The sequence below is a fragment of the Serratia sp. 121840015-1 genome (genome assembly GCF_053627655.1).
On record NZ_JBSEYF010000001.1, the window covers coordinates 1,269,501 to 1,284,014 of the forward strand.

Sequence of the window (14,514 nt, forward strand, 5' to 3'; positions counted from 1 at the left end):
AGTCCCTGATTATGTCTATTTTAGAGAAGGTAGAAGAAATGAAGTCTGAAAATAACGCTAATAACAATGACTTAAAATCATCTCCAATCGTTGTGGCGTTAGATTACGCCGATAAGAACGCTGCGCTGGCGTTCGCCGACCGTATCGATCCGCAAGACTGCCGGCTGAAAGTGGGCAAAGAAATGTTCACGCTGTTTGGGCCGCAGCTGGTGCGCGATCTGCATGGGCGTGGCTTCGACGTGTTTCTCGACCTGAAATTCCACGATATTCCCAATACCACCGCGCATGCGGTCGCGGCGGCGGCCGAGCTGGGCGTTTGGATGGTCAACGTCCACGCCAGCGGCGGCGCGCGCATGATGACCGCCGCTAAAGAAGCGCTGGCGTCATTCGGGGCGGATGCGCCGCTGCTGATCGCCGTGACGGTGCTCACCAGCATGGAAGTGGAAGACCTGCGCGGCATCGGTATTGAGGCCAGCCCGGCGGAACACGCCGAGCGCCTGGCGCGTCTGACCCGCGACTGTGGGCTGGACGGCGTGGTGTGTTCGGCACACGAAGCGCAGCGGCTGAAGGCGGCCTGCGGGCAGGCATTCCAGCTGGTTACGCCGGGGATCCGCCCTGAAGGCAGCGCAGCGGGCGATCAGCGCCGTATCATGACGCCGGTGCAGGCACAGGCCGCCGGCGTGGACTACATGGTGATTGGGCGTCCGATCACCCAATCTGCCGATCCGGCCGCGACGCTGCGCGCGATCCGCGCCTCTTTGGCCTGAGGAACCGCCAATGAATGACGATAACAGCCGCCTGGTGTATTCCACGGACACCGGCCGTATCAAGCAGGAAGAGGTTAAACCGCAACGCGCCAAGGGTGACGGCATCGTGCGCATCCAGCGTCAAACCAGCGGCCGCAAGGGGAAGGGCGTGTGCCTGATCGCCGGTATCGATCTGGATGACGCTGCGCTCGACAAACTGGCGGCCGAGCTGAAGAAGAAATGTGGCTGCGGCGGTTCGGTGAAAGACGGGATCATCGAAATCCAGGGCGATAAACGCGATCTGCTCAAGCAGCTGCTGGAAGCCAAAGGCATGAAGGTCAAGCTGGCGGGCGGTTGAGCTGAATCGCCATGCCGCGGTGCAATGCCGCGGCATGGCTTGAGGTTGTTGCTGCCGGGGGTTAGCCCGTTAACGGCAAAAGACCCATAGACTTAAAGTAAAACAGACCTGAAATCATCGTTATTCTGGATAATACGTCAAAGCGCCGAGGCGCTTTTGCCAGCCTGTCGGCCGAGGGCGCTCGGTCAGGTTATTTGCCAACCTGGTGACCGATAATGCCCCCCACCGCAGCCCCACCCAGCGTGCCCAACGCGCTGCCGTCTGTCAGCACTGCGCCGCCGACTGCGCCGGCACCGGCACCGATAGCGGTGTTGCGATCGCGTTTGGACATGTTGGAACAGGCGCTGAGTGAAAACGCCAGAGTCAGTGCCAGAGCGGCGGTGGCGAAACGTTTATTGATAATCATCATAATGACTTCTCCTTAGCATTGGCTATATGGAAGTGCCCTATAAGTATAGGCGCTAACCATAAATCAGGCCTGCCGTTGGTTCCCATACAGTATCGATATAAAAAATGGCATTTTTTGTTAAAAGCCGAATAATTAGCAAGTTACGGCCCAAAAGTTGCCGAAACTGAGTATAGGTTTCTCGGGAAGGATAAACAGGTAAATAGTCTTAAAATCCCGCTGCGCAGGGGGAAAGGCGCGCGGCGTGGCCCGCGCGGCGCGCTTGGTACGATGGCGGCCCGCGTTAGTCGTTGACCAACTCCACCTGTATGCCCTGGCGTTTCAGCTGATGCTGATACTCGAGCGCCAAACGCGAATCGGTGATCACCCGGCTGATCTGGCCCGGCTGCGCCAGCGGGTTGGGCTGGATCTGGCCGAATTTGCTGGAGTCCGTTAGCACGATATTCTCCACGCCCTTGGCCAGCACTGCGCTGACCACGTCGGCGCGCATCATGTCGCGGCCGGTAAAGCCGGTTTCGGCCTGAAAGCCGTCAATGCCGATAAACGCCTTGTTGAAATGCACCTGCTGAATGCACAGCCGCGTGAGTGGGCCGACCACGGTCTCGCTTTTCTTCTGGTACATGCCGCCCAGCACAATCACGTCGCAGTCGGTTTCTTTCAGCAGGTTGGCGATGTAATGGCTGACGGTGATCAGCGTAATGCGCTTGCGTTCGGCGATGTAGCGCGCCAGCAGGGCGTTGGCGCTGCCGCTCTCGATGAAGATCGTCTCGCCGTCGTTGACCTGCGCGGCGGCGTACTGCGCCAGCCGCTGCTTGAGAGTGAAGTTGGACATCATGCGGGCGTCGACGTCGTCGCTCTCCAGCGCCACGGCGGAGCCATGTACTCGCTTCAGATAACTGCGCTTTTCCAGCAGGTTGAGATCTTGCCGGATGGTGACTTCCGAGACGCCCGAGGCGCGCGCCAGCTCATTGACGCTGATCCGCCGGCGATCGTTAACCAACTGCAATATGGTCTGTTGTCGTAAATTCATATCGGCCTGATGATGCGGCCGCCAAGGTGCGGCCGCTAAGAGTCAAAGGTTTAAAGAGTATGTTCTGTGCGCGCAATAATATCATCCTGCGCCTCAGGGGATAATGCGGTAAAGAAGGCGGAATAGCCAGCTACGCGAACCACTAAATCACGATATTGGTCAGGGTGTTGCTTCGCTGCCAGCAGCGTTTCGCGCGACACGATGTTGTACTGCACATGCCAGCCGCGATAGCTCTCGAAGAAGGTGCGCAACATCAGCATCAGCTTTTCCCGATCGCGTGGGTTGTCCAGCGTCGTCGGGTTCAGCTTTTGGTTGAGCAACACGCCGCCGAGGATCGCTTCGGTCGGTAGCTTGGCGAGCGAATTGAACACCGCCGTCGGCCCCAGGTGGTCGGTGCCGGACGCCGGGCTGGCGCCTTCCGCCAGCGGCTGGTGCGCTTTACGGCCATCCGGGGTCGCCAGGGTGGCTGCGCCGAAGGGCACGTTGGCTGAGATAGACGACGTACCGGCGTAGTAGCCGCCGCCGATCGGCCCGCGGCCGAAGCGGGTGTTGCGATACTGCTTCAGTTCCTCGATGTAGGTTTGGTAGGCGCGCACCAGCAGCCGATCGACGTCGTCCACGTCGTTGCCGTATTTGGGCGCGGCGTTGAGCAGCCGCTGGCGCAGCTGTTCGCCATCCAGCCCGGCGAAGTCGTCGGCCAGCGCCGCCGCCAGCTGCTGCTGGCCGATTGTCCCTTGCTCGAACACCAGTTTGCGCACCGCCGCCAGGCTGTTGCCGAGGTTGGCGATGCCGACCTGCAGGCCAGAAACCCAGTCGTACTTGGCGCCGCCTTGCTTGATGCTTTTGCCGCGTTCGATGCAGTCGTCCACCAGCGCGGAACAGAGGATATCGTGGGCGTTCTCCTCCAACACGCTGTCCACCACGCATTCGATCTCAATTGATTTGCGCGTGTAGTAACGGATTTGCCGATTCCACGCTGCCATCACCTGCTCGAAATCGGCGAAGTTCCCTTTGGACAGCGCCTGCTCCTGCGGCAGGAAAATCTGCCCGGAGGTGGCGTCGCGGCCCTGTTCCAGCGCCGCCAGCAGCACGCGGGCGAAGTTGATGAAGCTCATGCCGGTGCAGCGATAGCCCCATTTGCCGCCGACGGCGGTCTCGATGCAGCCGATGGCGGCATAGTCGTAGGCATCCTGCGGCTCAACCCCCAGTTTGATGAACTCGGGAATGACGATTTCGTCGTTGTTGAACGCCGGCATGCCAAAGCCGCAGCGGATCACCTGCACGCAGGCGTCGAGGAAATCGGCGCTCATTCCGGCGTGGTAACGCACGCTGAGGTTGGGTTGGGTGGAGCGCAGGCGGCCGCAGGATTCGAGAATGGCGTAGGACAGCGGGTTGACCGCGTCGCACGGCCGGCCGTCGATCAGTTTTTGGCCGCCGATGGTGACGTTCTGGTACAGCGGGCTGCCGGCGGAGGCCTTGGAGTGCGAGCCGGAGCGGATCTTGTTGACCTCCAGCAGCTTCAGCCAGCAGCTGTGCAGCAGCTCGATGGCGTCTTCCCGCGCCAGGTTTTGCTCCAGCTCGACGTCGCGCCGATACCAGGGATAGAGATATTGGTCGAGGCGACCAAAGGAAACCGAATGGCCGTTGGATTCGATCTGCAACGTCAGCTGGATGAAATAGCACAGCTGCAGCGCCTGCCAGAAGGTGTGCGGCGGGCGATGGGCGATCAGGTCGCGCAGTTGTCTGCGATAGCCAGCAGCTCGGTGCGGCGCCAGTCGCGGGTTTCGCGTTGCGCCATGTCGCGCGCCAGGCGAGCGAAGCGCAGGATGTGTTCGCTCAGCGCCGCCAGCACGATGTCGATGGCGTTGAGAAACTGCGCTTTGTGCAGGTCTTCCCACTCGGTCAGGTGCAGGCGGCTGCGGCGCGCGTTCACCTTTTCACGCAGGCCGTCGAGGCCTAGCGCCAGCAGCAGCGGGAAGTTGACCGCCAGGTGGGCGTCGCCGGAGGTCATGTTGCCCTCGGCCTTGATGATGCCGGTGGCCAGCAGCGCCTTCTGTTCGTCGGTAAACATGCCGTAGCAGCGATCCTGCACCGTTTGGCCGCGCCACCAGGGGCAAAGACGGTGCAAAATCGCCTTGTTCTCTTCGCTGACCGAGAAGCCGGCGCCCGGCCGGTCGGCCAACTGGTCGATCTCGTTTTCTATCCAGCCGACGGTGTATTCGGGGAAGATCGGCGCGGCGCGCAGCTCACTGGCCTGGTTGCCGATGATCAGCTCGTCGTTGGCGATCCAGATACTGCGCTTCGCCAGGTGGTTGGCCAGCGCCAGCGCACGGCGCACCGGCAGCGGCCGATCCTGATGCTGTTGATAGGCTTCGGTATAGTGCTGCGCGCGTTCGGTGCACACCGGCGGTTTGACGATGTGGATCAGCGCGTTCTTATGCGCCTGAATACGGGCGCTGAGGGTGGTCAAATCCAATGTGGTCATGGCGTTATCCTCGCAAAATGGCGGTCAGGCCTTTGGCGCCGGCGTACGCTTCGGCGAAGGCCAGCAGATCGGGCGCGTCCAGCGGCGTGCGGGCGGCGCGGTAGGGCTCGCCGAGCAGGTGATACTTGTTGATGCCCAGCGTGTGGTACGGCAGAAAATGGATCTCCGATACGCCGATCTCGTCGGCGGCGAAGTCGACAATCGCGCGGACAGAGTGGCGATCGGCGTTGAAATCGGGGATCAGCGGCACGCGCACGGTCATTGGCACGCCGTGCGCCGCCAGACGACGAAAATTGTTCATCACCCGACGGGCGGAGCCGCCGGTCCAGGTTTTAAAACGCGCTTCATCGGTGTGTTTGAGATCGGCCAACAGCAGATCCAGCCAGGGCAACGAAGGGGCGATGTAGCGCCAGGGAACGTGCAGACAGGATTCGACGGCGGTGTGGATGCCGGCTTCCCGGCCGCGCCGCAGCAGCTCCGCCGCGATTTCCGGCTGCATAAAGGGTTCGCCGCCGGACAGCGTTAAACCGCCGCCGCTGCGCAGGTAGAAAGGCTTATCCCGCATCACCTCGGCCATGATATCGTCGGGGTTGACCACGCTGCCGCACAGGCTGAGCGCGCCGGTCGGGCAGGCGGCGGCCAGCGCCGCATAGTCGTCTTTGCTGATGACGTCGCGCCGCAGCGTCAATGCTCCCTCGTCACGCCGCAGGCCTTGCGGGCAGCGCTCGGTGCACAGCGTACAGCCGCTCAGGCACAGGCGCTCGTCAAACAGCAGATCCGCGTGGCGCGAGCGGCTTTCCGGGTTCTGACACCAGTGGCAGCTCAGCGGGCACCCTTTTAAAAAGACCACGCTGCGGATGCCGGGGCCATCATGGGTCGAGTAGCGCTGCAGATTGAAGAACATGAGTCACCCGTTTGGCGTTGCTGAATCTTTCGCCATTAAAGATGTTTCGAATGAAAGTTGAATTGATTTTGGTCAAAAGTTGACAGGGTTTTTGCCCTATGATGATCAGAGTTTGAATCCGCCCACAGAACATGACACAGGAGTCCGTGATGGAGCTTTATCTCGATACCGCCGATGTGACTGCGGTAAAACGCCTGGCGCGCATTCTACCGCTGCACGGCGTCACCACCAACCCGAGCATCGTGGCGAAGGAAGGCAAGCCGATCTGGGAAGTGCTGCCCGCGCTGCGCGACGCCCTCGGCGGCACCGGCAAGCTGTTCGCGCAGGTGATGGCGGCCGATGCCGAGCGCATGGTGGCGGAGGCGGCGCTGCTCAGCCAGCGCGTACCGGGGCTGGTGGTGAAGATCCCGGCAACCGCCGAGGGGCTGGCTGCGATCAAGAAGCTTAAAACGATGTCCATTCCGACGCTGGGCACGGCGGTATACGGCGCCGGGCAGGGGCTGCTGGCGGCCTTGGCCGGGGCGGAATATGTGGCGCCTTACGTCAATCGGGTAGATGCGCAGGGCGGCGACGGTATCGAAATGGTGCACGAGCTGCAGCAGCTGCTGAGCCTGCACGCGCCGTCGGCGCAGGTGCTGGCCGCCAGCTTTAAAACGCCGCGCCAGGCGCTGGAATGCCTGCTGGCGGGCTGCCAGGCCATCACGCTGCCGGTGGATGTGGCGGAGCAGTTCCTCAGCGCGCCAGCGGTGCAGGCCGCGGTCGAGAAGTTCGAGCAGGATTGGCAGGGGGCTTTCGGCTCCACGCTGCTGGGTTAAAGCCTGGCAAGTAAAAAGGGCGCCGCGGCGCCCTTGCTGGATGACTGAAACGCTTAGCTGCGGCCGGTTTCTTCCCTAAGCGCGGCGCTCACCTCATGCGCCGTCGGCTGTTCGGCACGCAGCGCCCGGCGGATCGCGAAGAAGGCGGCGATCAGCATGGTTACCGCCACCAGCATAAAGAACCCGCACAGCGCGGCGTTGATTTGGTTGCTGAACACGATGGTCTCCATGTCTTTCAGCGATTTGGCCGGCGCAATGATCGTGCCTTGCTCAATGCCGGTGGAGAATTTCTTCGCCTGCGCCAGGAAACCGATGCTCGGTTTCTCGTGGAAGATTTTCTGCCAGCCGGCGGTCATGGAGGTCACGAACAGCCAGGCGGTCGGCAGGATGGTAACCCAGGCGTAACGCTGTTTTTTCATCTTGAACAGCACCACGGTGCCGAGGATCAGCGCCATCGATGCCAGCATCTGGTTGCCGATGCCGAACAGCGGCCACAGGGTATTGATGCCGCCGAGCGGATCGACCACGCCTTGATACACGAAGAAGCCCCAGCCGGCTACCGCCACCGTGGTGCCCGCCAGATTGCCGAACCAGGAACGGTTGTTGGCCAGCTGCGGCACCGCCACGCCCACCAGATCCTGCACCATAAAGCGGCAGGCGCGGGTACCGGCGTCGACGGCGGTCAGGATGAACAGCGCTTCGAACAGAATGGCGAAGTGGTACCAGAAGGCCATCATCGCCCGGCTGTTGAACACCTCGCTGATGATGTGCGCCATGCCCACGGCGAAGGTTGGGGCACCGCCGGCGCGCGACAGGATGGAGTTCTCACCTACCTCTTTGGCGATCAGCGCCAGCGTTTCCGGCGTGACGATAAAGCCCCAGCTGTTAATGACCTGCGAAGCATTTTCCACCGTGGTGCCGATCAGCGCCGCCGGTGAGTTCATGGCGAAGTAAACGCCCGGATCCAGCACCGAGGCGCAGATCAACGCCATGATGGCGACGAAAGACTCCATCAGCATGGCGCCGTAACCGATAAAGCGAATGTGGCTTTCGCGTTCCACCAGCTTGGGCGTGGTGCCGCTGGAGACCAGCGCGTGGAAGCCGGAAATGGCGCCGCAGGCGATGGTGATGAACAGGAACGGGAACAGGGCGCCGGCGAACACCGGGCCGCTGCCGTCGATGAAGCGCGAGACCGCCGGCATTTTCATCTCCGGCATGGCGAAGACGATGCCGATGGCCAGGCCGATGATGACGCCGATTTTCATAAAGGTGGAAAGGTAGTCGCGCGGTGCCAGCAGCAGCCACACCGGCAGCACCGAAGCGACGAAGCCGTAGATCACCAGCACCCAGGTCAGGGTGGTGCCGTGCAGCGTGAAGAACGGCCCCCAGTAAGGATCTTGCGCCACGTTGCCGCCGTAAATAATCGCCAGCAGCATCAGCACGAAGCCGATCACCGAGATTTCAGCGATCTTGCCCGGCCGGATAAAGCGCATGTAGATGCCCATGAACAGGGCGATCGGGATGGTGGCGGCGATGGTGAACAGCCCCCACGGGCTGTCGGCCAAGGCTTTTACCACCACCAGCGCCAGCGCCGACAGGATGATGATCATCACCCCCAGCGCGCCGAGCATGGTGATCACCCCGGCGAATGCGCCCAGCTCTTGCTTGGCCATTTCCCCCAGCGAACGTCCGTCGCGGCGTGTGGAGATGAACAGCACCAGGAAATCCTGCACCGCGCCGGCCAGCATAACGCCGACCAGGATCCAGATGGTTCCCGGCAGGAAGCCCATCTGCGCGGCCAGAATCGGCCCCACCAGCGGCCCGGCGCCGGCGATGGCGGCGAAGTGGTGGCCGAACAGCACCCATTTGTTGGTGGGCACGTAGTCCAGGCCGTCGTTGTGGCGTTCTGCCGGGGTCAGACGGCGGTCGTCCAGTTCAAAGACCTTATCGGCAATGAACCGGCTGTAGAAGCGGTAGGCGATGCTGTAGCAGGCGACGGCGGCGACCACCAGCCAGACGGCGTTGACGTGTTCGCCGCGGCTGAGCGCCAGCATGGCGAAGGCGAAGGCGCCGACCAACGCCACCAGCAGCCAGATAAGTCCTGACCTGATGTTTTTCATGAAACAACTCCTTGGCGTACAGAGGTAAAAATCGACGTTGTTATTAGGAATGACGTTTTAACAGTAGAAGTTTTGCCGCCGAACCGCGGCAGGTCGGATGAGAAATGTGAAGCAGGTGGTGTTTTAGTGTAAAAACAACGTGATGAAACCGCGTTGGCGCAGGCTGCCGCCCACGCAATCCTCGGCAGTTATTCATTCTGCATTTTCACGGCGCGTACAGCGAATCATCGTCGTTTTTTATTCGGGCACGGCGTCTGGCGAATTATTATTTTATCTGTCGAGGCGTGCCGAAATAAAATCATCCGTGCCGTGTTATACCTTTATTTCAACCCGCAGGTTTAATCATTCATAAAATAAATAATAAAGTCACGAAAGGAATTTAATTATGATAAATAAAATCATCGAAGGGTATTTACCGCAGCTCACGGCCATTCGGCACGATATTCATCAACACCCTGAACTGGGTTTCGAAGAGTTTCGCACCAGCGATCTGGTGGCGGATTATCTGAATTCGTGGGGCTATGAGGTGCACCGCGGATTGGCGGGCACCGGCGTGGTGGGCACGCTGCGGGTGGGCGACGGCGTTAAACGCCTAGGATTGCGTGCCGATATGGACGCCTTGCCGATCGAGGAGAACAACGGCAAGCCCTGGAGCAGCAGCGTGGCCAACCGCATGCACGCCTGTGGCCATGACGGCCACACCACCATGCTGCTCGGTGCCGCTCGTTACCTGGCGCAAACGCGCAACTTCAACGGCACGCTGCACCTGATTTTCCAACCGGCGGAAGAGATGCTGAACGGCGGCGCGCGCATGGTCGAACAGGGGCTGTTCGAGCGCTTCCCCTGCGACGCCATCTTCGCCATGCACAACATGCCGGGGATGCCGCTCGGCGAGTTCTTCTTCCAGCACGGCCCGTTTATGGCCTCGATGGATCAGTTCAACGTGCGGGTGCAGGGGCACGGCGGCCACGGTGCCATTCCGCAGCTGACGGTCGATCCGGTGCTGGTGGCTTCGCATATCACCGTCGCGCTGCAGAGCATCGTTTCGCGCAATATCGATCCGCTGGAGGCGGCGGTGATCACCGTCGGCAGCATCAAGGCCGGTGAGGCGGCCAACGTGATCCCGGACAGCGCGGAGATGAAGCTCAGCGTGCGCTCGCTGGATCGCCAGGCGCGTGCCACCTTGCTGGCGCGCATTCCGGCGCTGATCGAGGCGCAGGCGGCAAGCTTCGGCGCTCACGCGGTGGTGGAACACGTTAACGGCACACCGGTACTGGTCAACGACGAAGCGATGACCCGTTTCGCCCACCGCGTGGCGCAGCAGCAGTTCGGCGATGACCGCGCACACTACGGCGCCCGGCCGCTGATGGGCAGTGAAGATTTCGCCTTCATGCTCGATGCGCATCCGCAGGGCTGCTACCTGATCATCGGCAACGGCGATGGCGAAGGCAGCTGTATGGTGCATAACCCGGGATATGACTTTAACGACGGCTGCCTGGCGGCCGGCAGCCAGTATTGGGGAGCGTTGGTGGAAGCGTATTTAAAATAAACTCGAAAATAATAACAGGGAAGGTAATGATGAGTGAAAATATGGCTGAAACCCAGGCGGCAATAATATCGGCCCCGAAGGCCGGCGGCAAAAAAGTCATATTCGCCGCCTCCTTCGGCAATGCGCTGGAGTTTTTCGATTTCGGTATTTATAACTTCTTCGTTATTTACATCAGCGTATTGTTCTTTCCGCCGTCCAGCGATCCGCATCTGGCGTTGCTGTTGGCGTTTGCCACGTTCGGCGTCAGCTTCTTCATGCGGCCGCTGGGCGGCATTCTGATTGGCGCCTATGCCGATCGCCATGGCCGCAAGCCGGCGATGATCCTGACGATTTCCTTGATGAGCCTGGGCACGGCGATGATCGGCTTTGCGCCGACCTACGCCAGCGCCGGCTATTGGGGAACCGTCACGCTGGTGGCGGCGCGCCTGATCCAGGGCGTGGCGGCGGGCGGCGAGGTGGGGGCATCGATGTCGTTGCTGGTGGAGTCGGCGCCGCCCAACCGGCGCGGCTTCTATTCCAGCTGGTCGCTGGCGACGCAGGGCATCGCTACCGTGGTCGGCGGCGTCACCGCGCTGGCGCTCAGCGCGGCCTTGCCGATGCTTTCCGGCGAGCCGAACGCCATGGCCGAGTGGGGATGGCGTATTCCTTTCTTTATCGGCGTGGCGCTGGCGCCGCTCGGTTGCTGGCTGCGCCTCGGGTTGGAGAGCGATCGGCCGTCGGTGTCGCGGGCTCACGAGCCGCCTGCGCAGTTGCGAAAGTACTCGCGGGCGGTGGTGCTCGGCGTGATGTTGACCATCGGCGCCACCGTCGCCACTTACATCTCGATGTATTATCTCGGCACCTACGCGGTGAAATACCTGGGGATGGCGCAGGCTTACGGCTATGCCGCGATGCTGCTGGCAGGGCTCGTCACCTTCGGCGGCAGTCTGCTGGTCGGGCACTGGTGCGATCGTTACGGCCGTCTGCCGCTGATCCGCGGGTCGCGGATCGCGATTCTGATCGTGGCCCTGCCGGCATTTTGGTGGCTGAGCGCGGTACCGCATCCGGCGGTGCTGCTGCTGATTGTCGCGGTGCTGGTCGGGTTGACCACGCTCGGTTCGGTGCCGACCATGCTGATGATTTCGGAGCTGTTCCCGCAGCGCATTCGGGCGCTGGGGTTTGCTTTGGTCTACAGCCTTGGGGTGGCGATCTTCGGCGGCTTCGCCCAGTACATCGCTTCGCAGTCGATCGCGCTGAGCGGTTCGCTGCTGGCGCCCGCCGTCTATCTGATGCTGGCGACGCTGGCTTCGCTGGCGGTGCTGCCGCTGCTGCGTGAAACCGGCGGTGAGCCGCTGCACTAGTCGAAAAAAAAACGCCGGCGGTTTTCACCGTCGGCGCTGTGCGTTGCGGCCGTTTCAGGCGGGCGTTCAGGCCGCCGGACGGGCGATCACGCTGCGGGTTTCCATGCGCACTTCGGCGATGGTGACCTGCAAGGTGTCGCTCTGGCGGTAAACCACTTCACCCTTGATCTGCACGGTGCCGGTTTCCTGGCTGCACTGCATCTCGTCGCGCACCGCGTGAATAAACGGTGCCGGGATGAAGGCAACCGCACCGTTGTCCAGCAGGCGCACGCGCAGGCCGCCGCGGGTCACGTCGATGATCTCGGCGTTGAAGCGGGTATCGGTACCGGCCTTGTCCTGCAGGAAGCGGGCGTACAGCCAGTCGCCGACGTCGCGCTCCGCCATGCGGTTCAGGCGGCGGCGTTCCGCCAGCTGCACCGTCACGTCATCCTGCGGTTTTTCTGCCGGCTGCTGGTTGATGATCGCCTTCAGCAAGCGATGGTTGACCATATCGCCGTATTTACGGATCGGCGATGTCCAGGTGGCGTAAGCCTCCAGACCCAGACCGAAGTGTGGCCCCGGCGTGGTGCTGATCTCGGCGAAGGTCTGGAAGCGGCGGATGCGGCTGTCGAGGAACTGGGTCGGCTGCGCATCCAGGTGGCGGCGCAGTTCGCAGAAACCGTCGAGGGTCAGCAGCTTCTCGGCCTCGGCTTCCACGCCGTTGGCCTGCAATACGGTGACCGCTTGCTCGACCAGAGCAGGATCGAAACCGGTGTGCACGTTGTACACGCCGAAGCCCAGGCGATCGCGCAGCACGATGGCGGCGCAGACGTTGGCGGCGATCATGCACTCTTCAACGATGCGGTTGGCGCTGCGGCGTTGCTCGGTAACGATCTCGAGCACGTCGCCTTTTTCACCCAGCACGAAGCGGTAGTCCGGGCGGTCTTTGAACACCAGCGCATGCTGATGGCGCCAGGCGTTGCGCGCGTCGCAAACGCGCTTCAGCAGGGTGATTTGTTGCGCGATGGCGTCGCTCGGCGGCTGCCAGCCGGCAATGCCTTCCAACCAGTCGGAGACTTCGTCGTATACCAGCTTGGCTTTGGATTCGATCTCGGCGGCGAAGAACTGAATATCCTCGCCCAGCGCGCCGTCGGCGGCGATGGTTACGCGGCAAGCCAGCACCTGGCGGCGCGCGTTAGGGCGCAGCGAGCACAGGTTGTCCGACAGATCGCGCGGCAGCATCGGGATGTTGAAGCCCGGCAGGTAGTTGGTGAAGGCGCGCACGCGGGCGATATCGTCCAGCTTGCTGCCTTGTTCGACGTAGGCGGTCGGATCGGCGATGGCGATGGTCAACTGCAGCGAACCGTCGCCGTTGTCGGTCACATACAGCGCATCGTCCATGTCTTCGGTGCTGGCGCTGTCGATGGTGACGAATTCGAGCGCGGTCAGGTCTTCACGCACCAGCGCAGCGGCCGGCTCGCTGAGAGCCTGCATCTCCGGCGCTTCTTTCTCCAGGTTGTGACGCGCCAGCGTCACCCACCACGGGGCGAAATGGTCTTCACCTTCGGTGATAAAGTGGGTCAGATCGGCGTTGAAGCCGCGATCGCCTTTCAGCGGGTGACGGCGCATTTCCGCCACCGCCCAGTCGCCGGCCTGGAAGTTGTGGGTCAATTCACGCACCGGGCGGCACGGAATCGCATCTTTCAGCAACGGATGATCGGGCACGATGGACAGACGGTCGTCGCGCTTTTGCACGCGGCCGACAAAGCGCGACAGGAACGGCTCGACCAGGGTTTCCGGCTCGGCGATTTCGCGCTCTTTCTCGGTGTGCAGGGTGGCGATAATGCGATCCCCGTGCATGACTTTCTTCATGTACGGCGGCGGAATGAAGTAACTTTTTTGACCGTCTACTTCAAGAAAGCCAAAGCCTTTCTCAGTCCCTTTCACTACGCCTTCAACGCGCGGGGTCTGAGAGTGAAGTTGCTGTTTAAGCTGCGCCAGCAGCGGGTTATCTTGAAACATATCGTCCAGTGAATGGGTTGTGAGTGGCAAGATTTGCGGCTGACAGTTTTACGCGAATCACCCGCTGCGAGCAAGCCTAACGTCACGGAACCCCGCGTTGCCACGCGATTTTGCGCAAGAATGGTCAATCGGAGTGCTATCGATGGAAAACCCCGGCGCGAAGGCCGGGGTGAAGGGCGGGTGGCGATCAGTCCCGCAGCGGCGTCGGCTGCAGGATTTCAATCCAGTAATCGTCCGGATCGCGAATGAACGCCACGTAGTTCATACGGCCTTCATGCAGGCGCTTTTGGAAGGTGACGCCGAGGCGCTCAAACCGCTCGCAGGCGGCGCGCACGTCCGGCACCGTGACGCACAGGTGGCCAAAGCCGCGCGGCTCACCGTTGCCGTTGTGGTAATGGAAATCGGCCTGATTTTCGGTGCCGTGGTTATGGGTCAGCTCGAGAATGCCCGGCTGGCTCAGCGCCCAGCGTTTGCGCTCATCGTCGTCCTGCGGGATCTGTTCACGCGGGCTGCGCGTCAGATAGCAGATGGTAAAAGCGGCTTCTTCGAACGTTTCCAGATAGACCGGGGTAAAGCCCAGCACGCGGGTGTAGAAATCCAGCGCTTTGGTCAGATCCTTCACGCGGATCATGGTGTGGTTGAACACGTAACCGTCGGTTACCGCGTCCGGTTGGGCCGCCACGCCGGGCAGCGTCAGTAGATCATTCAGTGGCATCAGAGATCCTCCTCAGGGTGTCGGCAGACTGTAGGTGAAATCGAT

The 14,514-nt window shown here is 61.7% G+C and carries 11 protein-coding genes and 1 pseudogene; 5 read left to right on the forward strand and 7 right to left on the reverse strand.

The window, feature by feature from the left end:
* Nucleotides 1-38 precede the first annotated feature (38 nt).
* Together pyrF and yciH are read left to right on the forward strand one after the other, a co-directional pair.
* The gene (gene pyrF, locus ACUXAC_RS06175; RefSeq protein ID WP_308342562.1) at nt 39-767 is read left to right on the forward strand and encodes an orotidine-5'-phosphate decarboxylase; all 729 of its coding nucleotides are present in this window, start codon (nt 39-41) and stop codon (nt 765-767) included.
* Between the two features lie 10 nt (nt 768-777).
* Entirely contained in the window at nt 778-1,104 is a 327-nt protein-coding gene (gene yciH, locus ACUXAC_RS06180; RefSeq protein ID WP_038876234.1) for a stress response translation initiation inhibitor YciH, read from the forward strand.
* Nucleotides 1,105-1,294: 190 nt separating this feature from the next.
* Here the strand turns inward: yciH and osmB are convergent, their stop codons facing one another.
* From osmB to ACUXAC_RS06200, 4 genes and pseudogenes are all read right to left on the reverse strand, one after another.
* A complete protein-coding gene (gene osmB, locus ACUXAC_RS06185; protein ID WP_004945176.1) occupies nt 1,295-1,513 on the reverse strand; it encodes an osmotically-inducible lipoprotein OsmB in 219 nt (72 codons plus the stop codon).
* A gap of 280 nt (nt 1,514-1,793) precedes the next feature.
* Nucleotides 1,794-2,540: a DeoR/GlpR family DNA-binding transcription regulator gene (locus tag ACUXAC_RS06190; protein WP_038876236.1), complete on the reverse strand. Its 747-nt coding sequence runs from the start codon at nt 2,538-2,540 to the stop codon at nt 1,794-1,796.
* Nucleotides 2,541-2,590: 50 nt separating this feature from the next.
* Nucleotides 2,591-5,025 (reverse strand): annotated as a pseudogene (locus tag ACUXAC_RS06195) (formate C-acetyltransferase/glycerol dehydratase family glycyl radical enzyme).
* A 4-nt stretch (nt 5,026-5,029) separates the two neighbouring features.
* Nucleotides 5,030-5,929, reverse strand: coding sequence for a glycyl-radical enzyme activating protein (locus ACUXAC_RS06200; RefSeq protein ID WP_387441268.1), 900 nt, complete (start codon nt 5,927-5,929; stop codon nt 5,030-5,032).
* A gap of 149 nt (nt 5,930-6,078) precedes the next feature.
* On the opposite strand from ACUXAC_RS06200, the gene fsa reads away from it, so the two are divergent.
* The gene (fsa, locus tag ACUXAC_RS06205; protein WP_016927538.1) at nt 6,079-6,744 is read left to right on the forward strand and encodes a fructose-6-phosphate aldolase; all 666 of its coding nucleotides are present in this window, start codon (nt 6,079-6,081) and stop codon (nt 6,742-6,744) included.
* A 53-nt stretch (nt 6,745-6,797) separates the two neighbouring features.
* Here the strand turns inward: fsa and ACUXAC_RS06210 are convergent, their stop codons facing one another.
* The gene (locus tag ACUXAC_RS06210) at nt 6,798-8,864 is read right to left on the reverse strand and encodes a carbon starvation CstA family protein (RefSeq protein WP_047730578.1); all 2,067 of its coding nucleotides are present in this window, start codon (nt 8,862-8,864) and stop codon (nt 6,798-6,800) included.
* A gap of 385 nt (nt 8,865-9,249) precedes the next feature.
* Between ACUXAC_RS06210 and ACUXAC_RS06215 the strand changes: the two genes are divergently transcribed.
* Nucleotides 9,250-10,413, forward strand: coding sequence for a M20 aminoacylase family protein (locus tag ACUXAC_RS06215; RefSeq protein WP_387441267.1), 1,164 nt, complete (start codon nt 9,250-9,252; stop codon nt 10,411-10,413).
* Nucleotides 10,414-10,454: 41 nt separating this feature from the next.
* Nucleotides 10,455-11,753, forward strand: a complete 1,299-nt coding sequence (locus tag ACUXAC_RS06220; RefSeq protein WP_387441895.1) for an MFS transporter — start codon at nt 10,455-10,457, stop codon at nt 11,751-11,753.
* A 66-nt stretch (nt 11,754-11,819) separates the two neighbouring features.
* Here ACUXAC_RS06220 and ACUXAC_RS06225 read toward each other — a convergent pair whose 3' ends face one another.
* Together ACUXAC_RS06225 and gloA are read right to left on the reverse strand one after the other, a co-directional pair.
* Nucleotides 11,820-13,754 carry an exoribonuclease II gene (locus ACUXAC_RS06225; protein ID WP_387441265.1) on the reverse strand — a complete coding sequence of 645 codons (1,935 nt, stop codon included), beginning with the start codon at nt 13,752-13,754 and terminating at the stop codon, nt 11,820-11,822.
* A gap of 187 nt (nt 13,755-13,941) precedes the next feature.
* Complete coding sequence (gene gloA, locus ACUXAC_RS06230) at nt 13,942-14,469, reverse strand: lactoylglutathione lyase (RefSeq protein WP_015378023.1); 528 nt, start codon at nt 14,467-14,469, stop codon at nt 13,942-13,944.
* Nucleotides 14,470-14,514: the final 45 nt, after the last annotated feature.

Coding starts and splice junctions, on each gene's coding strand:
- pyrF (WP_308342562.1), top strand. CDS start 39: ATGAAGTCTGAAAATAACGCTAATAACAATGACTTAAAATCATCTCCA.
- yciH (WP_038876234.1), top strand. CDS start 778: ATGAATGACGATAACAGCCGCCTGGTGTATTCCACGGACACCGGCCGT.
- osmB (WP_004945176.1), bottom strand. CDS start 1,513: ATGATGATTATCAATAAACGTTTCGCCACCGCCGCTCTGGCACTGACT.
- ACUXAC_RS06190 (WP_038876236.1), bottom strand. CDS start 2,540: ATGAATTTACGACAACAGACCATATTGCAGTTGGTTAACGATCGCCGG.
- ACUXAC_RS06200 (WP_387441268.1), bottom strand. CDS start 5,929: ATGTTCTTCAATCTGCAGCGCTACTCGACCCATGATGGCCCCGGCATC.
- fsa (WP_016927538.1), top strand. CDS start 6,079: ATGGAGCTTTATCTCGATACCGCCGATGTGACTGCGGTAAAACGCCTG.
- ACUXAC_RS06210 (WP_047730578.1), bottom strand. CDS start 8,864: ATGAAAAACATCAGGTCAGGACTTATCTGGCTGCTGGTGGCGTTGGTC.
- ACUXAC_RS06215 (WP_387441267.1), top strand. CDS start 9,250: ATGATAAATAAAATCATCGAAGGGTATTTACCGCAGCTCACGGCCATT.
- ACUXAC_RS06220 (WP_387441895.1), top strand. CDS start 10,455: ATGGCTGAAACCCAGGCGGCAATAATATCGGCCCCGAAGGCCGGCGGC.
- ACUXAC_RS06225 (WP_387441265.1), bottom strand. CDS start 13,754: ATGTTTCAAGATAACCCGCTGCTGGCGCAGCTTAAACAGCAACTTCAC.
- gloA (WP_015378023.1), bottom strand. CDS start 14,469: ATGCCACTGAATGATCTACTGACGCTGCCCGGCGTGGCGGCCCAACCG.